Raw genomic sequence first — 20,243 nt, 5'->3', positions numbered from 1 at the left:
GCAGGACTTAGTTGTTGCTTTTCTTGCGTGACGGCAGAATGCCCATCAACTTGCAGATAATCCCCAGCATGACTTCGTCGGCACCTCCGCCGATGGAGGTGAGCCGCAAGTCGCGGAAGGCGCGATTGATTGAAGTTTCTTCCATGTACCCCATGCCGCCCCAAAATTGCAGGCACTGATCCGGGATACTGCGAGTAAGGCGACCGGACTTGAGCTTCGCCATGGAGGCTAGCGTGGTTACATCTTCTCCGTTTACATAGGCAGAAATGGCGCGGTAAGTCAGTGCCCTGAGGCATTCGACTTCAGTCTGCATTTCCGCCAATGCGAAGTGTATGGTCTGATTGTTTAGCAGCGGTGCGCCGAAGGCTTCACGCTCCCGAACATAGTCGATCGTTGACGTGACGCAGTTTTCCAGGCCCATCAGGGTCAAGGCGGCGCCGGCGAGCCGCTCCTCCTGAAATTGCAGCATTTGAAGCAAGAAGCCACTGCCTTCATCGCCAATGCGGAAGCGCTTGGGTACCCGTACATTGTCGAAGTATACGGGCGCGGTTTCCGAAGCGCGCATACCCAGTTTGTGTAGTCGCTCACCGACAGTGACCCCCGGGGAATTCGACGGAACGACGATCAGTGACTTGTTACTGTGGGCCTTGTCGCCGCCAGAATTGACCAGCGTGCAGAAAAAATCGGCCTGGGGTGCATTGGTGATCCACATCTTGCTGCCATTGATCAGGTAGTCATCCCCATCCGCGGTTGCCGTTGTGGAAATTGCCGAGACATCTGACCCGGCACCAGGTTCTGATACCGCGATAGAGGCGATCGCTTCGCCCCGTATTGCCGGTGTCAGAAATTCGTCCTGTAACTCCCTGCTGGCAAATTTCGCCAGCGCCGGGGTGGCCATGGATGTTTGAACGGAAATTGACAGTGGCACTCCGCCACAGTGGGCCGCGCCCAGGGCTTCGAGGAAAACGGCTTCATAACTGAAATCGAGTCCCAGTCCACCGCAATAGTCTGGTTTGCTAATACCCAGCAGGCCGAGCTCGCCGAGACGCTTAAAAATATCGCGGATTGGAAAGTGGCCAGCCAATTCCCATTCTTCAACGTGGGGATTCAGTTCCTGATGTACGAACTGCTGGACCGTCCGCTGCAGTTCCCGGTGCTGGTCGGTGATGATCATTGTGCGCTTTCCTGTGTATTAGAACCTGGCCACGCCGAAGCTGTTGTCTCTCGGCGTTTTACTTTCTGCTTCTTGGCAGATATCCAGTAGCAGACCGAGAAGTGTGCGGGTATCGCGGGGATCGATAATGCCATCGTCCCACAGGCGTGCTGTGCATGAGAGAGCATCTGACCCCGCATCCATAAACGCCGCGGTATCATTTTCCAGTTTGTCCAACGCAGCTTTGTCCACTGTCCCGTTACGTTGCATTTTTTGTTCGCTCACGATGCGCATGACTTTACCTGCCTGCGCTGCCCCCATCACCGCGGTGCGAGCATTGGGCCAGGCGAAGATGAAGCGCGGGTCGAAACCGCGCCCGCACATGGCATAGTTGCCTGCGCCATAGGAGCCGCCGACAACAATGCTGAGCTTGGGAACGCCTGCGTTGGCGACCGCCTGAATCAGTTTAGAGCCATGCTTGATGATGCCATCCCGTTCGACATCGGTGCCGACCATAAAACCTGTGGTGTTGTGGAGGAACAGCAGGGGGATGGCGCTCTGTTCGCACAGCTGGATAAACTGCGCGGCCTTGTTTGCGCCTTTGGGCGTTATCGGGCCATTGTTGCCAATCACGCCGACCACATGCCCCTGGATACGGATATGTCCACAATAGGTTTGCTGGTCGTATTCCGGCTTGAACGGCAGTGCGGCAGAAGCATCTGCGATGCGCGCGATGATTTCGTCTACCAGGTAGGGAACGCGACTGTCGGCAGGGACAATTCCCAGTAGCTCTTCGGGGGCGTATAGCGGCTCATTCCAGGTTTGCGGAGCAAGACTTTGCTGTTGAGTGGGCAGGGCGGCGACCACTTCCCGTGCGATACGGATTCCGTCGCGATCATCTTCCGCCAGATAGTCGCCAGTTCCGGCGATTGACGCGTGCATTTCTGCACCGCCTAATTCTTCTTCGCTGGCAATTTCCCCGGTGGCGGCCTTCAGTAGCGGCGGCCCGGCCAGGAACATACCTGACTGATTGCGGACCAGGATCACGTAGTCGGACAGTCCGGGCTGATAGGCGCCACCGGCGGTGGCATTGCCGTGTACCACGGTGATCTGCGGTATGCCCGCCGCGGACAATCGCGCCTGGTTGGCGAATCCGCGCCCGCCGGGGGCGAAGGTCTCATTCGCGTACATCAGGTTAGCGCCGCCGCTTTGCGCGAGAGTGATCAGCGGCAGTTGGTTTTCACGGGCAATTTGCTGGACTCGTAGCGCCTTCTCCATGCCTGCCGGAGAGATAGTCCCGCCCTTTACCGCGTAGTTGTCGACCCGCACCAGACAGCGCCGTCCGCTGACTACCCCAATGCCACAAATAGCCCCGCCGCCGGCTCCGGTGCCATCGTGGTCGTCGAACATGCGGTAACCCGCCATTGCGCACAGTTCAATAAACGGCGCACCCGGGTCGAGTAGGTGGCTCAGCCGCTCTCTTGGCAGTAGCAGCCCGCGCTCGTGGTACCGATCGGCCTTGGCGTTCTCTGCGTCGATTACCCGTTGCGCTGCGCTGTGGTATCGCCCGAGCGCAGCGAGCATCGCATCGGAGTTGCGCTGGAATTCTTCACTTGCGCTGGAGATCTTTGGTGTAACGGGTTGCATAGATGACACCGTCCGGAAATAATGCCTCAACGCTACCAAGCAAGCGCTTGGTTATCAATAGCCAATATCGTTGCAGACAGATTGTGTGCCAGCAGAAAGAGGAGATCCCCAATTGGTATACGGAGATGGAGTGGGCGACAGCGGTTCTGCTGGGAACTCGCTAGGCGACACCGGACGAAAAACTGGGAGAAAGCCGGTACGTGGTTCCGCCAGAGGGTCGGCAAGAAAGCCCGTGAAGAAGCGAACTGACACAAGCAAGGCACTTTCCAGGCTGGTAGCGGCCGGAGACGTGAGTGACCCTGCCAGTCCGAGGGGCCGGCTGCTTACTGCGGCAGCCCAGTATTTTCAGGACAAAGGCTTTGCCCGCACTACCGTACGAGATATTGCTGCAGAAGTTGGGATCCTCTCTGGAAGTATTTTTCACCACTTCAGAAACAAAGATGAGATCCTCTGTCAGGTGATGCTCGAGGTTACACGGGTAGCCCGGGCGCGTATGGCGGCCGCGGTTTCGGAGGAGCAAGATGCGCGGGGCAGGCTTCTTGCGTGCATCCGTTGCGAATTGGAGGCAATCCATGGATTGGCCGTGCCGGGCTTCTCGATTCTTGTGAGCGAATGGCGCAGTTTGTCGGCGGACAATCAGCGAGCAGTGCTCGCGGAGCGCCAGAGTTACGAGGCCATCTGGATCTCTGCACTGAATGACCGGCCGGAGGGGGCTGGCATCGCTGATGCTTCGCTGGCCCGCAAGCTGTTGTTGGGGGCCCTGGCTCACAGTCATACCTGGTTCAAGCCTCGCGGTCGCGGGTTGTCGCTCGATGCTCTGTCGGAGCAGGCGTTGTTGATGGTCTGGCATAACGGCTGACACACTTTCGGTGAGACCCCGTTCCGTGCAGCTCTGTGATGGCAGTTGGTAAACCTGTACCCCGTTGAATACATGCAAGTTCCCTGAGAACCAGTGCGCAATCAGGTGCACCGGAATCTTTTACTCTCTCGCCGAATGGCAGCCGGTGGCTGTCGTAGATTCCCGGGGTGCGATGGCGCGCCCTGGGGGGTAAGGGGTTAAAAAGGGATCTTCGGGGGCAAATCATGCCGGGACAGGAAAAGTTTCAGATTGTATCTGCGGGCAAAGTCTTGCGATCCAGAAACCCCGATGAGGTCCTGGCGCAAATGTCCAATGCCTTTTCGATCAGTGCGCCGCAGGCGCGCAAGCTATTTTTGAAAGGCTGGGTCATCAAGGATGAACTCTCTCCCGGGCAGGTTGTGCAATATCGCACGCAATTACATCAAATGGGGTTGAAAATAGAAGTTCACCCCGCGGGCAAATTTGATAACAGAGCGATTCTGGCGCGACTGAAATTTGCCAAGCAGCGACAGGAGCGCAAGACGCAGCCGGGCGCAGTAGCCGCGCTAAAGAAAGTGCCCGGTAGCCTGCCGGAGGGGATTGCGGAAAAAGCAACGACAGTCCCTTTATCTACCCCGGCAACCGGTGCCAAATCGGGTGAGCCTACACGCACCCTGAAAACAGCCCCTCCGGTAAAGGCCAGTGCGGTGAAACCCGCGCCAGAAAAAGCGGGGCGGGACACAAACAAATCTGAACAAAAGGACGGCGCTGCCCGGGCCCAGCTGCAGGCGTTGTTCTATCCCGGTGCTTCCCCCGAGGCTACCCCGGTGTCGGCGCGGATGACCTTGATTCCACAGATGCTACTTGGTGCTGCAGTACCTGCAGGTTTTGTCGCCTTCGCCATACTGTGTCTTTACCAGTTGGGAAGTGCGCTTCTGTCGTTACCGCTGGCGGTGCTTGCCGGAGAATTCGGGGCGGGTACTCTGGTGGGCAGTGCAATTGCGCTCACGTTAGTACTCTTTGTCGGCGCACTGGTGCTGCATCCTTTCTTTTTTACTCGTCAGTCGAACATACATTCCGGAGCGGGCTCCATGGGTGGTCTCGAGGCTGCACGCCTGGCAAAGCGGGACGCGCCGGGGTTCTTCCTGCTGCTGGACGTATTGCGTGATACCTGCGGCTTGAGCATCGCGAGCAAGCAGAGAGGACCAAGGAACCTCACCTCTGCCAGCGGTGTACTGACAACCGAGGTGCTGGTTACGGCGGGGACTGACATTCGGGTGGTCCGGGAAAGGTTCTCTCAGCCAAAACTGTCACTGGGGCTCGGTGCTGTGGCCACGCTTGACGGAGGGGACCTGGTCGCGCTTATCGCCAGGGCTCTGTGTAACTACAGCAATCGATGGCTCCGGACCGCGCAGGCGATCGCGTTCGGCACCTTCGATCGGCTGCAGGGGATGCAGGACGCTTTGGAGGAGGGCACGACGCTCTTCGGTGCAGACGGTGAAGTCCCGCTTCTGCTAAAGCCCCTGCACAAGGTTTTGGCGATTTGTGGTCGACCGCTGGCACCGGTGGTTGAACGCCTTCAGGGTGTACACCAGCGTTTAAGCGGGCCTTTGGCGCGCAGGCTGGAGGCCCAGGCTGACAAGGCTGCCGGAGAAATGATCGGGGCAGAAGCGTTCCACGGATTTGCGGAACGCTGGAATCGCCTGCTACATGCGGATTTGGTGTGTGGTGAGATCAATCGCGAAGCACAACTACTGGGCAAGCGTTTGGCCAATGTACCGCTGGCGGTACGCTGGATGTATGCAAATATGGATGCGCAAACCCTCAAGGGTATCGATGCAGCCATGGCGGAGGAGACTGACTGCTGGACACGGGAGGAGCCCGCTGGCCACCAGCGTATTGGCGCAGTGGAAGAGCGCCAGGCGCATGCGCAATTGCAGCGGCTGGACTTTTCGCTACAGAAGCTATTTGTGGATTTCACTGAGCTTGCCACCAGGGTTAGTCGGGTCGGGGGCGACGACAGTTGCCGGCCGGTGGAGAACCGGTTGCTACTGGAAATCGACAAGAGTAGCGAGGCCGCACAGCAGGTTCTTGCCCAATACTTCAACCGAGCGATTCCTCGGGACTTTATGTTCCTGCAGCCACCGGGTAACAGCGAACTGGCAGACCTGGATTTGCAGGCCTCGATTGACTGGCTTCGCGGCCGTTTGGTTGACTTGCAGGAGCTTGAGCAGCGGATCGCTCAACTGCAGCTGAAAGGCGCACGCATACAGATTGGTGCGGCGCTGGTGCGGGCAAATGTGCGGATTGACCCCCGTAGCTACGACCTGAGTGGAACAACGCCGGCGGCGACGGACGAATCACGCCAGGATAACCGGGTGCGTATAAAAGAGTGTCTTCAACAGCGGCAGCAGTTGCACAGTATGTTCTATCAGCGGATTACCCGGGTGATTGCGACGATGGTCGTGTCGGACCGCAGCCGCGCAGAGGAGATCGTTTTGCGTCTGCGTACATTTGAGGTATTGCGGGAGCCACTGGCCGCACTCAATCGCTACAACGATGTCGTATGTGAGTTGATCGAGCGTGCTCCCGCCCAGGAACTGCCCACTGCGGTGCTGCAGAAGTACCCGCAGCTGGTTAGCCAGCAAATTCGCCAAATTGAGCAGGGGGCGCAGACCCAGCAAGTGCCGCTAAGCCCGGTACAATTCGAGAAACTGAAATCCTGTGGGGAAGGGGAGTTGATGATACCAACGGCTGTCCGTACCAGTGATATGGTCAGTGCCCTGCAGGCGCTGGAGTTACGCGGCAAGACGGCTAGCGGCGTGGTTATGGATGCGTACCAGGAGGAGCTGGCACAGCTGTTGACTCTCTGCCTCGCAGAAGAGGCGCGCCTCAAGGTAAAGCCACTACGTCTCGCGCACATCTGACCCTTTTCGCAGGGATGTCGGGTGGAGCTCGACCCGCGACGTACTGGACTCTAGACCGCCGGGGGCTCAACCCCCGGCGAGCTTGACGGTATATTTCTTCGCTTCCAACACCGCTTTGATTTCTTCGCGCTTATCGCCTTGAATCTCGATGATCCCTTCCTTGAGCGCACCGCCACAGCCGCAGCGCTTCTTCAGCTCGGCAAGCAGTAGCTTGAGCTCCGCGTCAGTACCGTCTACACCGCGCACGCAGGTCACGCCTTTGCCCTTACGGCCTTTGGTTTCCCGTTGAATCCTTACAATACCGTCGCCCTTGTGGTGCTTCTCCTCCTTGGCGGGCTCTTTGATACGGCCGCGGTCTGTGGAGTAGACGAGTCGGTTCTTTTCGCGCATTTGGGGTTTCCTGCTGGTCGGCGGATCGCGGAATGTCGGAGAAATTCAGGTGGCGAAGCATAGCGGATCCCGGAGCCTAATCAAAAACCGGCATATTCTGCGCCTTCGGTGTCAGCTAGAATGTCTGCAATTGCATTATGGATAACGAGAAGGACCTGATTGCATGCCTCTCACGGGAACCCGCAAGTGGCTGAACGAAGTGATTTTTGGTACCGATACGCCAGCGGGGAAGTATTTTGACGTCGTCCTGATTTGGGCGATTCTCCTGAGCGTGACACTGGTGGTTCTTGCATCGGTGCAAAGCCTGTGGGTTCGCTTCGGCGAAACCTTCTATGTGCTCGAGTGGTTTTTCACGGCTCTGTTTACCCTCGAGTATATGGCGCGGGTGTACTGCGCACGCAACCGCCGGGAGTATGTCACCAGCTTCTATGGTGTCGTAGATCTACTCGCCATTCTTCCAAGTTACCTCGCCCTGATTTTCACCGGCGCCACCTACCTGATGGTTGTCCGCCTGTTGCGGGTATTGCGAATTTTCCGGGTGCTAAAGCTGGTCCGCTACCTCAGTGACGCCAATATCCTGATGCGCTCCCTGTGGCAGGCAAGGCGACGGATTTTTGTCTTCTATACCAGTGTCCTGGTGCTGTGCATCATCTTCGGCAGCATCATGTTTGTGGTGGAAGGGCCCAAGCACGGCTTTACCAGTATTCCGAAAAGCATCTACTGGACCATTGTTACCATTACCACGGTGGGCTTCGGCGACATAACTCCGCATACCCCGCTGGGGCAGGCAATTGCCTCAATGACCATGTTGATTGGTTATTCGATCATCGCCGTGCCCACGGGCATTGTTACCGCAGAGCTGGCCAACGAAATCGGGCGTGAGAAGCAGCTTGCCCGTTGCCACAACTGCGGCAAGGCCGGCCACGATGCAGATGCAGAGTACTGCAAGCAGTGTGGTTACCGCCTGGAAGACTTTGAGGAGCCGGTGGGCGAGGAGCATTAAATCCTGGCTACCCGGTTTTAGTCCGAGTCACCGGGGTAGTGCGCCTTAACAGCCCCGCGGCGATCGGATATCCTTGCGCCCCGTTTCGACGGCCGCGCCCCACATGTGGTGGCGGCCAGAGTCCTTCTCAGATCAGCTCTCTCGATTGGTAAGTATTTCCATGGATATTCAGGGATATTGCGCCCCGGGGTTTGAGGCCCTGTACGATGCTTTTGCGGCAAATTTTCGTGACCACGGCGACGTAGGCGCTGCGTTTTGCGCAGTACAGCACGGAGAGGTTATCGCATCCCTGTGGGCAGGCAGCGCTGACCGGGCGGGAGCGGTTGCCTATCAGGAAGACACCCTGGCGAATGTATTCTCGTCGTCAAAGGGCATACTTGCGCTGATCGCATTGCAGCAGGTTGCCGCGGGCAAGCTGGATCTCGACCTTCCCGTAGCCCATTACTGGCCCGAGTTTGCCGAGGCTGGCAAGTCCAGTGTTACCGGGCGGCAGCTGTTGTGCCACCGCAGTGGCGTTATTGCGTTTCGCGATAAAGTCGCGGATGACCTCATCTATGACTGGAATGCGGCACTCGAACAAGTGGCGAAGACTGCCCCCTGGTGGGAGCCAGGAACACTGCAGGGTTACTCGCCGTTTCTCTATGGTTGGACACTAGGCGGGCTGATTGAAAAAGCCAGCGGCATCGACCTGTGTGACCTGTACCGTAAAGGCATCGGTACCCCGCTGGAACTCGACGGCGGTTTCGGTGCGGTGGGGCACCGCTCTACGCAGATTGCCGATGTGGGTCCGCTGAAAAAGCCGCTTCCCGAGTTGCGCCCTAACGCCATCGGACGCTCAATCAAGGAGGACCGGAAGGGCCCGGTGGCCACGGCGTTTACCAACCCCGTCACCCTGATGATGGGAACCAATGGCGAGCAGTGGCGCGGCGCACTGATTCCGGCAGCCAACGGCCATTTCAGTGCGCGTGACCTGGCTGCGGTGTACGGCGATTTGGCCAGTGAGGATCCGCGCTTGTTATCAGGCGATGTGCTTCGTGAAGCAACTGTCGAGCAGAGTCGTGGCCGCGACGCGATTCTGCAGACGGACGTTGCCTTCGGCTGCGGTTTCCTGAAAGCGGGTACCGCTGAAGACCTGGCATTCGGCGGAGAGAAAGGGTTCGGCCACCCGGGAGCCGGGGGGAGTGTGGGCTTTGCGGACCCGGAAACGGAAGTCGGTTTTGGTTACGTCACCTCTCGTATGGGGCAAAGCCTGTTTATGGATCAGCGTGCCGTAGGCCTGAAAGATTGCCTGTACCAGTTACTGTGAGCCGGTTGCGTGCAGGCACAACCAATTGTCAGCCGTCAGACGGCGACCAAAGAACAATCCAACGGAAGTAAACCCATGAGCGATACCGTTCAACAGCTGGAAGCCCGCGTCGACGAGCTGGAAACCCGCCTGGCATTTCAGGAAGACACGCTCACCCAGCTCAATGACACCATCGCCCGGCAGGATGCCCAGTTGCGCGCACTGCTCGGTCGCCTCAAGGAGGTATCCGACAAGTATCAGGATCTGATGTTCGAAATGAACAAGGGCGACAAGCCCGGTGATGAAAGGCCGCCACATTATTGAGAGGGCCGGCAATCACCAACTCGAATTTCCTATGTCTCAAGTGAACCCCATCACCGGAATGTCATCCGTGGGCAGTACACTTTCAGCGCTGCGCCTTTTTCTACGCGAGTTTCTGGAAATTTACCGTTTTTCCGCTCCTTCCCCCCTGTCAGCCCTTGACAAATTTTTTCCACATAAAAATCTGACCTTTTGAACTGTTCGCGGATTCGCTGGAAATTGGTACGCGGCGCTCCCTTGCATTCATAAATTGTTGATTTTAAAGGAAAAAATATAAAGGGATAAAAAGTGCGCAAATCGCTGGGGGCTAGGAATTGCGCCGCATATCGCGCGGTTTACGATATTCATGCACATAGTTATCCACAGATCTTGTGGAAGGATCTATTACACCCGGTTACACGGGAAGTGCGTGTCGCGCGCCCACAGGGAGAAGGCATGGGAATTCCGCGAGGTGTAACCGTCGGCACAGGTGAAAATGATCGTGGCGTCGGTGAGTGTGTTTCACCGACAACTTGGTAAATAAAGATTCCCGCCAAATTTGGGAAGTGAGCAGTAGACCGAAGCGGACTTTCCGCATAGTCTTCGTGCCAATGGCGAACACGGTTCAGCCTGCAGTCAGCTTGCAACAGCGAAACTGCTTCATATTCCACCCGTCATCAGTAAAAGCGTTAGGAGAAAGCTTAATGAAAAAATGGGTCGCGATTCTTGCTCTGGGCTCACTGGTTGGTTGTACCACCCTGGATCCTTACACCCAGGAAAGTAAAACCAGTAACGCCGCCAAAGGCGCAGGTGCCGGTGCCGTCGCAGGCGCTATCATCGGCGCAGCGACAGCCAGTAAGAGCGATCGTAAAAAAGGCGCGATCACCGGTGCTCTCGGTGGTGCAGCCATTGGTGGCGGTATCGGCTACTACATGGACCGCCAGGAGATGGCGCTGCGTCAGCGTCTGGAAGGCACTGGTGTGCGTGTTCAGCGTGAAGGCGACAACATTCGCCTGATCATGCCGGGCAACATTACCTTTGCTACCAATCGCTTCGAAATTCGCAATGACTTCTACGGCACCCTGGATTCCGTCGTTCTGGTTCTGAACGAGTTCGACAAGACCGCTATCCGGGTTAGCGGCCATACCGATAGCACCGGTTCTGACGTTACCAACCAGACCTTGAGTGAGCGCCGTGCTCAGTCTGTGGCCGACTTCTTTACCACTCGCGGTGTTGCCGCTGGTCGTGTGCAGGCGGTAGGCTACGGTGAGCGTTACCCCATCGCCAGTAACGATTCCGACGCTGGTCGCCAGGCCAACCGTCGCGTAGAGCTGGAACTGTTGCCGTTGCAATAGGGCAGGGCAAACCAAGGGCGCTTCGGCGCCCTTTTTTGTGCCTGATGATAATTAATGATTGGTGTTATCCAGGGAGAGGATGATGGCCTGGGACAATTCACTGGCAAGCGCGAAGGACCACTTGCGCGCGGTGGCCCGGAAAACCGTAATGCTAATCGTCGCATTGATTGGCACATATGCCGCCGCCGACGAAGTTGCGCGGGCCGAAGTAACTGGCGATTCGCTCACCGCACCATTGAAGCGCCAGCTCGACAAAGCAGAGCTTGTTGCGCGGGTGGAAATTACCGGAATCCACCGGCTGGTTGATCACGCTTTGTCCGAGCCGGGGATGATTGCCGTGCTGGGCTACGTTTACTCCGGGTCGGCACAGCGGGTGTGGAAGGGAGCATCGGTTGGCAGCATCGCCTTTCGAATTCACCTGGCGGACTGTCAGGAAAAATTGCAGGTAGGGCAAGAGTATCTGATTTTTGCCCAAACCAGTTCCCTCGGGTACCTGGAGCTACTCAGTTGCGAGGCCGCCGTTGCCAACGCCGACGCCGGAAACCTTCTGGCGCAGCTTGACCGCTACTACCAGGGGTAGGCGCTCGCGGGTGCAGGCATCCGCCGGGAGAGGGGCTTGCCGGGTACGGATTCCGGGGGGTGAGTAAGATGCCGGCGAGTGTTCCACGACACGCCCATAGAATCTGCCCGAATATCCGATTGGGCCTTTATAAGTATAAATACTTAAATGCTGGAACAATGTTCCTTGAAGTGCAGCAATAGGGGATTATTCTTATCTGTATTGGCGTCGGCTTCCTCAGTGGTGCCGAATTAACGCCAACCGAGAACGACGGGGCAGGTACATCACCTGTGCTCGCCGCCAGGTCCCAGGATCTGCCCGATCGTTTTGCTCTCATTCCAACCGACCAGGGGTCAACGGGACTATGAAAAAACTACTATTGCCACTGATTATTCTTTTGCTGATTATCGGCTACTTCATGTCCAAAAAATCGGACGACTCCGTGGGCGACGCCTACGACAAAATGGAAAAGCCGGCCATAGAAGACACCCAGCCTGCGCCGGGTAGTGATTCCACCATGCCCGATTCTTCCAGTGATCCCACCATGCCGCAGGAAAGTGATGATGTGGCGCCAACCACCACCGACCCGCAGTCTTCCGGCAGTAGCCTGATGGATGACACCGAAGACGCGGCGCGTGATGCTGGTGATGCGGTGAAGGATGCGGCCGATGACGCGGGCGATGTCATGAAAGATGCTGCGGACGATGCCGGGGCCGCGCTGAAAGACGCTGGCGAGGCGACCAAAGATGCCGCTGAAGATGCCAAGGACAAAGCCAAAGAGGCCTGGGACGATCTGAAAGACAAGGCCAAGAGCGAAGACGAGCCTCAGCAGTAAAATACTTTCTCGCTGTCAGTCTAAAGAAAAGGTCGCGACTGGTTCGCGGCCTTTTTCTTTTCTACGCTTTAAAAGTAGTTACGAAGTTATGACAGACGATGATCGAGCACTGTTGGCATCACGACCACGATATTCTGGAAATCCGGCCGGTAGCGGAGCTTAAACCCGCGGAATTTCGTGCGCTGGCCGCACAGGTGGACCCGGTGATCTGCGAGCACGGCAGCTTGCGGGGCCTGCTGATCGACGCGCGTCATTTCCATGGCTGGCAAAATTTTGCCACCCTGGTGTCCCACTGCGTATTCACCCGCAATCAGCACCGCCACCTGCACCGTATCGCGGTACTCTCAGACAATGTGCTGCTGGCCTTTATGCCGCAGCTTTTAAATCATTTCGTTGCGGCAGAAGTGCGGCCATTCCCTGGCACCGGGGAGGAACCCGCACTGGCATGGCTCGCGCATCCCGGGTAAATTGCTCACGCAATACCCCTCGAATTATTCGGATGTGCCCAAACCATGCAGCTGGCAGTTACCGCCGCAGATGAAACCACCGCAGCGTACGCGCAAACCCTCGCCGAATCGCTTGAACTTCCGTATCTCGGTGTCGAGCAGGAAAAATTCATCGAAGAGTTTCCCTTCGTACTGCGTCGGGGCGAGTCACTGCAGCTCTGTGCCACTGGCCGCAAAGCTCCGGGTCCTGTCACCGTTGATTTCGTCACGGGCGCCGCGGCACATCGCCGCAAGTACGGCGGGGGTAAGGGGCAGCAGATCGCCAAAGCCGTCGGAATCCGCAGCGGTTTCTATCCCCAGATTCTCGATGCCACCGCCGGCCTGGGCCGCGACGCATTTGTCCTCGCTTCCCTTGGCAGTGAAGTGCGTATGCTGGAACGTAATCCGGTGGTTTACGCTCTGCTGGAGGACGGTATTTCGCGCCTGCGCGAGGCTGCCCAGCATGATCTGGAACTCGCTCCCATTGCCAGCCGCCTGATCCTGGAGCCGAGAGTCTCCAGTGCCGCGGCCTGGCTGGCAGACCAGGGGAGCGAAACAATCCCGGTCATCTGATCTGGACCCAATGTTCCCCAGTCGCGACAAGAGTGCCAAGGTCAAAAAAGAGATGGTCGCGTTCCACGAGATCGTCGGTAGCGACGAAGATGCGGATGCCCTGATGTCACCCGCGCTGGAGACCTGCTATTACCGCACGGTGGTAAAGCGACCGCGGCTCGCCCCTGATCTAAACGACAGGAAGCCGAACCTCCGCTTTGAAGGCAAGTCGGGACGCTTTGACGTGTATACCAAGCATGGCGTACCGGGCTAGCAGTTAACCGCGTTGACCGCCAGGCCGCCGAGTGATGTCTCTTTGTACTTGCTCTGCATATCGATCCCGGTCTGGCGCATGGTTTCGATCACGCTATCCAGGGGTACGATATGCGCCCCTGTACCGCGCAGCGCAAGACGCGCAGCATTGATTGCTTTCACGGCACCCATGGTGTTGCGCTCAATACAGGGTACCTGGACCAGGCCGCCGATCGGATCACAGGTCAGCCCAAGGTTGTGCTCCATCCCGATCTCTGCGGCATTCTCAATCTGATGGTTGGAACCGCCCTGAACCGCGGCCAGCCCGGCGGAAGCCATTGAGCAGGCCACCCCGATCTCTCCCTGGCAGCCAACTTCGGCTGCGGAGATCGACGCATTCTTTTTAAACAGCATCCCGATAGCGCCGGCGGTGAGCATAAATTCCACCACCTGATCTTTCAGGTCCCCGTGCTGCGCATCGTCGTGCACAAACTCCACGTAATACGCAATGGTGGCGGGAATCACGCCGGCCGCGCCATTTGTCGGCGCCGTGACAATTCGCCCGCGCGCGGCATTTTCCTCGTTGACCGCCAGTGCGAACAGGCTTACCCAGTCGAGAATCGAAAGGCCCTGGCAGCGTTCCTCCCTGGATTGTTTGGATAGCTCGCGGAAATGCTCTTCCGCGCGGCGGCGTACGCCCAGCCCGCCAGGCAGGGTGCCACTCTGACGACAGCCACGCTGAATGGAGGCATCCATGACCTCCCAGATATTCCAGAGCGCATCTTTGATCTCCTGTTCGGAGCGGAATGCCTTTTCGTTCTCCATCGCGAGTTCAGCAATGGTCCAGCCGTGCCGGTCGCACAGGGACATCAGCTCCTCGGCGGAACTGAAATCGTACGGGAGCAGGGTGGCAATCTGTTCCTTGTTGCTGAAATCTTCTTCGGAGAGAACAAAGCCGCCGCCGATGGAAAAGTAGCTGCGCTCGAACAGGCATTCGTCGCCGGCAAACGCCTTGCAGGTCATGCCGTTGGAGTGTTGTGGCAGGAACTCCTCCTTGTGAAACACAAGGTCGCGCTTTCGCTCGAAGTGAATGGCGCGCTGGCCGTTCAGGATCAATTGCTGGTGGGTGTCGATACCCGCAAGGCGGCCGTCGATAGCATCCACGTCGATGGTATCCGGCGCTTCGCCCTCGAGGCCCATCAGCACTGCCATATCGGTGCCGTGTCCGACACCGGTCAATGCCAGCGAGCCATACAGGTGGACTTCGACGCGCTCCGTCTTGACCAGGTCGCCGCGAGCGTCGAGGTCACATACAAATTGACGTGCCGCCACCATGGGGCCGACGGTGTGAGAACTGGACGGGCCAATGCCGATTTTGAATAGTTCGAAAACACTGATGCTCATGTGTTCGGTGTATCTCTCGCCATATCTCGCGGTGAACTCCGCAAGCGTTGATTATTAGTGTAGTTATTGGGCTTTTGCGACCGCGCAAAGGTGCCCTGATCTTTACAGGCGCACACGTTCGCTGAAGCGAAACGGCGTCGCAATACTGGCGGAAGAAATCAATATTTTATTTGGCGCGGGCGGGCGCCAGTGCGACAAATGGCTGGTTTGTCGCGGCCGGCGGTACAGAATGCTGTGAGAAGTGAGACGTTTTGGGGATGTGCGGTCATGTCGGAGGAGGCGCAGATTTGTTGCTCAGGGGGCTGTGGCCGTGAGCGTGGCGCGCAGTGGCGCCGGATGCCCCTCAACGGTCTTGCTGGGATCGTCTGGATCCAGGAAATCCTCCAGGGATTCAAACTGCATCCAGTCAGTACGACGCTGTTCTTCCAGGGTCGTGCGGTCCAGGTCGACGGTTTTCACGTCCACAAACCCGGTCTTGCGCAGCCAGCTTTCCAGGGTCGCGGTGCTCGGGAAGAACCACACATTGCGCATCTTGGCGTAGCGACCCTCGGGTACCAGGCATTCGCCCAGGCTACCGTCGATTGTCAGGGTCTCCAGTAGCAACTGGCCGCCCGGGCGCAAGGTTTCTCTCAGCTCGCGCAGGTGATCCAGTGGCGAGCGGCGGTGATAGAGCACGCCCATGGAAAGGGTGGTATCGAAGGCCTGCAGGCCCGGCGGTAGTGCCTCGATTCCCAGGGGCAGCACATCCACCGGTTTATCGAGGCCCAGGTATTTTTTTAGGGCGTAAAATTGAGCGACAAATTTGGCAGAAGGATCGATCCCGATAACTCGGCGCGCGCCTGCGCCATACTGCCGCCAGCAGTGGTAGCCACTGCCGCAGCCTACATCGAGCACCAGGTGGTTGGTGAGGTCGTGCAGGTGCGGTGCAACCCGATCCCATTTCCAGTCCGATCGCCATTCGGTGTCGATAAAAATATCGAACAGCGTCCAGGGGCCCTTGCGCCAGGGGTGCAGTTTCCGCAGTTGTGTTTCCAGCTCGGAAAGTTGTTGCGGGGTGGCGTCTGCGGCGCAGCCGATCCGGACTTCGGAGGCGGTTTCCTGTGAGGAGGCGGAGATATCAGGCAGCGACTCTAGCACCTGCTGCCAATCTGGCAGGTCGCCCCAGCGTGATGGGCTGAGTCCGTCGGCTATCTGTTGGGGCAGGCTGGTGAGCCAGGGGCGTAATTCCGGCGTGTGCTGAATGCCGGCGTATAACTGGGTGTAGTCAATCATGGTCAGCTTTGAGTGGAACGGGCCATCACTAGTGGTCCATGCGGAAAGTTGTGTAACTGTTCGCTTCGCCAAAGTGTCCAGCTCTGCGTTGAGAAAGCTTGAAATAGAACCACTATTCCTGCGCTTTCTCGCCTTGATCTGAACATTTTGGCTGTGCTCCTTAGTTACCGAACTTTCCGCATGGACCACTAGGAGAGGGCAGTTATAAACACGGCAATACCGGAACGCATCAGGTATCGCGCCGTTTGATGGCAATCATGGAAGCGAAATTAAAGCACTGGAACCACACGTCGACGCTATCGAAACCTACATTTTTCAGGCGGGTGCGATGGTCGTACAGGGTTTCGGGGATCAGAACGTTTTCCAGTGCACTGCGCTTCTGGGCAATTTCCAGCGCACTGTAGCCGTTGGCCGCCTTGAAAGAGTGGTGCAGATCGATCATCAACTCGTGGTGATCGGTATCGGAAAACGCCACCTTCTCTGACAGAATCAGGACTCCGCCGGGGCGCAGTCCGTCGTAGATCTTTTGCAGGATGGTTTCACGTTCATCGGTGGCGATAAATTGCAGGGTAAAGTTGAGAACCACCACGGAGGCATTTTCGATAGTTACGTTCTGCAGGTCGTCGCACACCAGTTGCACGGGAAGCTGGCCGCTGTCAGCCGCCAGTACCGTGCGCGCCCGTTCGACCATTGCGGCGGAGTTGTCCACCGCGACGATCTCACAGTCTGCCGCCGGGATTCGGTGACGCATGGCCAGGGTAGCCGCACACAGCGAGCTGCCCAGATCGTAGCAGCGGCTGCCGGCCTGGGCGTAGCGCTCCGCGAGGGTACCGATCATGGCCACGATGGTGGTATAGCCCGGTACCGAGCGCTGGATCATATCCGGGAATACATCCACCACCGACCGGTCAAACGTAAACCCTGCCACCTGGCCCAGCGGGCTGGCAAAGATATTGTCCTTTTTACTGTCAGGCTTGCTCACTGGGCGACTCACAGCTTTTCTTCGTGCAGGTCCAGTGCCAGGCCCGCGTCGCGGCCCTGGTTGCCGGTTACCACCGCGGTGCTGGCTTTGTCTGCCTGCAGGTAAGTTCGACCAACCCGCTGCAGATCGTCCAGGGTCACTTCAGTAATTCGGCGGCGGAACGCCTGGCGTACTGCGTGGGTGCGACCATACAGGTTCGAGTGGAAGGCCTTTTTGGCTTCGCCAGCTGGAGAGCCGGGTTTGTCCATGCCACCCACCACGCCCAGGATGGACTCTTCCACTTGCAGGTCGTCGTGCGTTTCGTTCAGCAGCCACTCCACGGACGCATCGAAATCTTTCAGCGTCTCTGCCATGCGCGGGTCGCGATAGGAATAGAAACGGAATGCGCCAATCGTCGCGTCGTGACTCGCCCCACCGCCGTATGCGCCGCCCTGTTCGCGAATGGTGCGGTGCAGGTAGCCGTTGCGCAGGAAGCCCCCGAGCACGGCAAGTGCCGCGGCGTCCGGGTGTGACATGGGCACGGTAGGGTAGGCTTTGGCACAGAAGTTTACCTGGCTGTTGGCCACCCACATTTCCTGTACCGGGCGCGGTGTGAAATCGTCTTTCTCGGCGCCGTAGTGGGTACCGTTGCCGTTCGCCAGCGGGGTGAGCGCGCCAGTGAAATCCGCTAGCTTCTCTTCCTCACCGATCAGCAGGAACTGACGTTCCGCACCGAGAATTTTCTGGTGAATCGCGTTAAAGGTCCCGGCGACGTTTTCGAGGCCAGCGTTACTGTCGAGACTTTTGATCAGCGCTTTCAGCTGGCGCAGTCCCTGGAGACCGCCAAACTCGTGGCTATCGGCGGCGGCGCGGTTAAACCCGGCACTGGCGGCGGCCATGGCAAGGGCGTGGCCGTTGCCGACTACAGACTGTTCGCGGCGGGCCAGGGTTTGCAAAAGCAGTTCTTTAATGCGCGGCAGTTCGTCAAAGCGCACCTGCTCCATGGTTGCCTGCATCAATTCGGTCAGGCCCTGTTGATTGGCGGCAAGTGCTTTGCCGGACAGGATGAAATGGCCTGTCTGGCTGTGCAGATCTTCGAGTCCGGTGCGTTGGCTGGTGAAGCCGTGCAGGGACCCGGCGACTGCCGCCTGCCATTGCTGGACCTGCAAATAATCTTTCTCCCCCAGGCCGACTTCGCTCAGGGTCTGGCAGTAATAGGGCAGCAGGAGGCGCTCCTGGTCGGTAAAGTCCGGTAATGAGGCCACCAGCTGTTGGTAAACCAGCCCGTTGGTGCCGGCACTATAGCGGCTGACCTTGTTGCCATTCACCTCGACCGTTTCGCCGTCCACCCGCGGTAACTCTGCGGGAATGTCTTCTACACCCACCTTGGGCAGAATGGATTCATCGTCCTTGCGTTGCTGGCGCTCCGCCAGGGCCTGGGCAGTCTGGATGATCTGTTGTTTCTCGCCATCGCTGAGTTTGGCCTTGATGTCGGCCAGGCGGTTCTTTTCCGCCTGGTCGGCGCGCGCTGCCATATCCGGATCCGGAGCCAGGACCAGGCGCACCCGGTGCTGGTTTTCCAGCAGCAATTCGCGCGCGGCATCGGCGATAAACTTTGGATCTTTGATCTGCTCGCGCAGTTTTTCCAGAGTGGCGTCGATATTCAGCAGGCCAACCGCATCGCCCCGGTGTGTGGCACCGGAAAGTGCGGTCAGGATCAGCTGCAGGCCATAGGGATAGCCATCGCCGCCGATTTCCCGCTGTTGCAGTTCAAGCTGGTGCAGCGCGGCGGAAACCTGTTCATAGGGCACCCCATTTTCCGCAACATGCTCCAGTACCTTCAGTACCTGCTGCTCAAACTCGTCCGCGCGCTCGCGCTCACTGCCTTCAATGCCACACACAAACACCAGCTCGCGCTGGCTGTCATCGAGGCCGCACAGCGGAGAGGGGGACTGACCCAGCTCGGTCGTTTCCAGAAGTTTCATCAAGGGGGAGGCGCTGTTGTCCAGTAACACACCGGACAGCAGGTGGGCTGTCAGAGCCTGTTCCAGGTCGGTTACATCGCCCAGCAGCCAGCCGAGGACGTGGTGGGTTTTCTCTTCCTGGCCTTCGTCGGCGGGCAGGGGGTATTTCTCCTCCACGCGCACTGGCGCCACATACAGTTTTTCCCGCCCGACACTGATGACTTCGTCGAGTTGATCGAATTTGTGCAGGGCTTTCTCTTCAAAGATTGCCTGGTGTTCCGCCGCTTCAATGTCACCGAACGTCATGAAGATGGCGTTACTCGGGTGGTAGTGGGTGCGGTAGAAGTCCACCAGTTGCTCGTAGCTGAGGTCCGGAATATCCGCGGGCTCGCCACCGGAGTTGTAGTGGTAGGTGGTGGTGGGGAACAGGTACTTGCTGAGTTTCTGCCACAATTGCGAGGTGACAGAGCTCATGGCGCCCTTCATTTCATTGAACACCACGCCCTTGAATACCAGGTCGCTGTCTGCATTATCCGTTTCGGCGAACTCCAGGCGGTGCCCTTCCTGGGCAAAGTCCAGCGGGTCCAGCTTGGCGAAAAAGACCGCATCCAGGTACACATCCAGCAGATTGTCAAAATCCTTGCGGTTCTGGCTGGCGAACGGGTAGGCGGTCCAGTCGGAACTGGTGAAGGCGTTCATAAAGGTGTTCAGTGAGCGCCGTATCATCATGAAAAAGGGGTCGCGCACCGGATATTTGTCGCTGCCACACAGAGCGGTATGCTCCAGAATATGGGCTACGCCAGTGGAGTCGTGGGGTACGGTGCGCAGGGCCACCAGGAAAACGTTCTCCGGGTTGTCCGCGGCAATATGCAGGTGCTGGGCGCCGGTGCGGCGGTGGCGGTACTCTTCCACGCGAACGCCAAGAGACTCGATCTCGGCACTGGTAATTGGTTCGAATGCGGGGTGTACGTTGCTCAAAAGACAGCTCCAATGGGTAATGGGCGGTGGCCCCAGGATCTACAACAGGGCCAAATCGGCGGTCATTTTAGCGCCGAGCGGCG

18 protein-coding genes are annotated in these 20,243 nt (G+C 58.1%); 11 read left to right on the top strand and 7 right to left on the bottom strand.

The genetic code is table 11. The features are described 5' to 3' along the window. Positions 1 to 7: 7 nt before the first annotated feature. On the bottom strand, positions 8 to 1,174 hold the full coding sequence (locus ACYX4K_RS07045; protein WP_475092834.1) for an acyl-CoA dehydrogenase family protein: 1,167 nt from the start codon (positions 1,172 to 1,174) through the stop codon (positions 8 to 10). A gap of 18 nt (positions 1,175 to 1,192) precedes the next feature. Next, complete coding sequence (locus ACYX4K_RS07040) at positions 1,193 to 2,800, bottom strand: acyl-CoA carboxylase subunit beta (RefSeq protein WP_476178799.1); 1,608 nt, start codon at positions 2,798 to 2,800, stop codon at positions 1,193 to 1,195. Between the two features lie 232 nt (positions 2,801 to 3,032). Between ACYX4K_RS07040 and ACYX4K_RS07035 the strand changes: the two genes are divergently transcribed. Both ACYX4K_RS07035 and ACYX4K_RS07030 read left to right on the top strand, forming a co-directional pair. Beyond that, positions 3,033 to 3,659, top strand: a complete 627-nt coding sequence (locus ACYX4K_RS07035; RefSeq protein ID WP_475092836.1) for a TetR/AcrR family transcriptional regulator — start codon at positions 3,033 to 3,035, stop codon at positions 3,657 to 3,659. Between the two features lie 305 nt (positions 3,660 to 3,964). After that, positions 3,965 to 6,565, top strand: a complete 2,601-nt coding sequence (locus ACYX4K_RS07030) for a hypothetical protein (RefSeq protein WP_475092837.1) — start codon at positions 3,965 to 3,967, stop codon at positions 6,563 to 6,565. A 66-nt stretch (positions 6,566 to 6,631) separates the two neighbouring features. Here the strand turns inward: ACYX4K_RS07030 and yciH are convergent, their stop codons facing one another. Beyond that, positions 6,632 to 6,955 carry a stress response translation initiation inhibitor YciH gene (gene yciH / locus ACYX4K_RS07025; RefSeq protein WP_475092838.1) on the bottom strand — a complete coding sequence of 108 codons (324 nt, stop codon included), beginning with the start codon at positions 6,953 to 6,955 and terminating at the stop codon, positions 6,632 to 6,634. 163 nt (positions 6,956 to 7,118) lie between these two features. On the opposite strand from yciH, the gene ACYX4K_RS07020 reads away from it, so the two are divergent. The 9 genes from ACYX4K_RS07020 (at position 7,119) to ACYX4K_RS06980 (ending at position 13,603) form a co-directional block, all read left to right on the top strand. Then, entirely contained in the window at positions 7,119 to 7,958 is an 840-nt protein-coding gene (locus ACYX4K_RS07020; protein ID WP_475092839.1) for an ion transporter, read from the top strand. A gap of 160 nt (positions 7,959 to 8,118) precedes the next feature. Further along, positions 8,119 to 9,264 (top strand): serine hydrolase domain-containing protein, encoded by a 1,146-nt coding sequence (locus ACYX4K_RS07015; protein ID WP_475092840.1) that lies wholly within the window; start codon positions 8,119 to 8,121, stop codon positions 9,262 to 9,264. A 75-nt stretch (positions 9,265 to 9,339) separates the two neighbouring features. Continuing rightward, positions 9,340 to 9,567 (top strand): SlyX family protein, encoded by a 228-nt coding sequence (locus ACYX4K_RS07010; RefSeq protein ID WP_475092841.1) that lies wholly within the window; start codon positions 9,340 to 9,342, stop codon positions 9,565 to 9,567. Between the two features lie 680 nt (positions 9,568 to 10,247). Further along, positions 10,248 to 10,898 (top strand): YiaD family glycine zipper/OmpA-like lipoprotein, encoded by a 651-nt coding sequence (locus ACYX4K_RS07005; RefSeq protein ID WP_475092842.1) that lies wholly within the window; start codon positions 10,248 to 10,250, stop codon positions 10,896 to 10,898. 82 nt (positions 10,899 to 10,980) lie between these two features. Next, positions 10,981 to 11,478 (top strand): hypothetical protein, encoded by a 498-nt coding sequence (locus ACYX4K_RS07000; protein WP_475092843.1) that lies wholly within the window; start codon positions 10,981 to 10,983, stop codon positions 11,476 to 11,478. Positions 11,479 to 11,821: 343 nt separating this feature from the next. Further along, a complete protein-coding gene (locus ACYX4K_RS06995; RefSeq protein WP_475092844.1) occupies positions 11,822 to 12,292 on the top strand; it encodes a hypothetical protein in 471 nt (156 codons plus the stop codon). Positions 12,293 to 12,390: 98 nt separating this feature from the next. After that, the gene (locus tag ACYX4K_RS06990) at positions 12,391 to 12,759 is read left to right on the top strand and encodes a SpoIIAA family protein (RefSeq protein WP_475092845.1); all 369 of its coding nucleotides are present in this window, start codon (positions 12,391 to 12,393) and stop codon (positions 12,757 to 12,759) included. 45 nt (positions 12,760 to 12,804) lie between these two features. After that, on the top strand, positions 12,805 to 13,350 hold the full coding sequence (locus tag ACYX4K_RS06985) for a class I SAM-dependent methyltransferase (RefSeq protein ID WP_476178798.1): 546 nt from the start codon (positions 12,805 to 12,807) through the stop codon (positions 13,348 to 13,350). A 10-nt stretch (positions 13,351 to 13,360) separates the two neighbouring features. After that, the gene (locus tag ACYX4K_RS06980; protein WP_476178797.1) at positions 13,361 to 13,603 is read left to right on the top strand and encodes a class I SAM-dependent methyltransferase; all 243 of its coding nucleotides are present in this window, start codon (positions 13,361 to 13,363) and stop codon (positions 13,601 to 13,603) included. Here the strand turns inward: ACYX4K_RS06980 and ACYX4K_RS06975 are convergent. The 4 genes from ACYX4K_RS06975 to ACYX4K_RS06960 all read right to left on the bottom strand — a co-directional run bounded on the left by ACYX4K_RS06975 (position 13,600) and on the right by ACYX4K_RS06960 (position 20,160). Beyond that, positions 13,600 to 14,985 (bottom strand): L-serine ammonia-lyase, encoded by a 1,386-nt coding sequence (locus ACYX4K_RS06975; RefSeq protein WP_475092847.1) that lies wholly within the window; start codon positions 14,983 to 14,985, stop codon positions 13,600 to 13,602. The two genes, ACYX4K_RS06980 and ACYX4K_RS06975, sit on opposite strands and share 4 nt — an antisense overlap. A gap of 294 nt (positions 14,986 to 15,279) precedes the next feature. Next, entirely contained in the window at positions 15,280 to 16,257 is a 978-nt protein-coding gene (gene cmoB / locus ACYX4K_RS06970; protein WP_475092848.1) for a tRNA 5-methoxyuridine(34)/uridine 5-oxyacetic acid(34) synthase CmoB, read from the bottom strand. A gap of 229 nt (positions 16,258 to 16,486) precedes the next feature. Further along, positions 16,487 to 17,239, bottom strand: coding sequence for a carboxy-S-adenosyl-L-methionine synthase CmoA (gene cmoA, locus ACYX4K_RS06965; RefSeq protein ID WP_475092849.1), 753 nt, complete (start codon positions 17,237 to 17,239; stop codon positions 16,487 to 16,489). A gap of 8 nt (positions 17,240 to 17,247) precedes the next feature. After that, positions 17,248 to 20,160 carry an insulinase family protein gene (locus ACYX4K_RS06960; protein WP_475092850.1) on the bottom strand — a complete coding sequence of 971 codons (2,913 nt, stop codon included), beginning with the start codon at positions 20,158 to 20,160 and terminating at the stop codon, positions 17,248 to 17,250. Positions 20,161 to 20,243: the final 83 nt, after the last annotated feature.

This window comes from Microbulbifer sp. ABF4_107, assembly GCF_056312215.1.
Note: the sequence above shows the minus strand (reverse complement) of the source record. Positions and strands in the feature narration are given on the sequence as shown.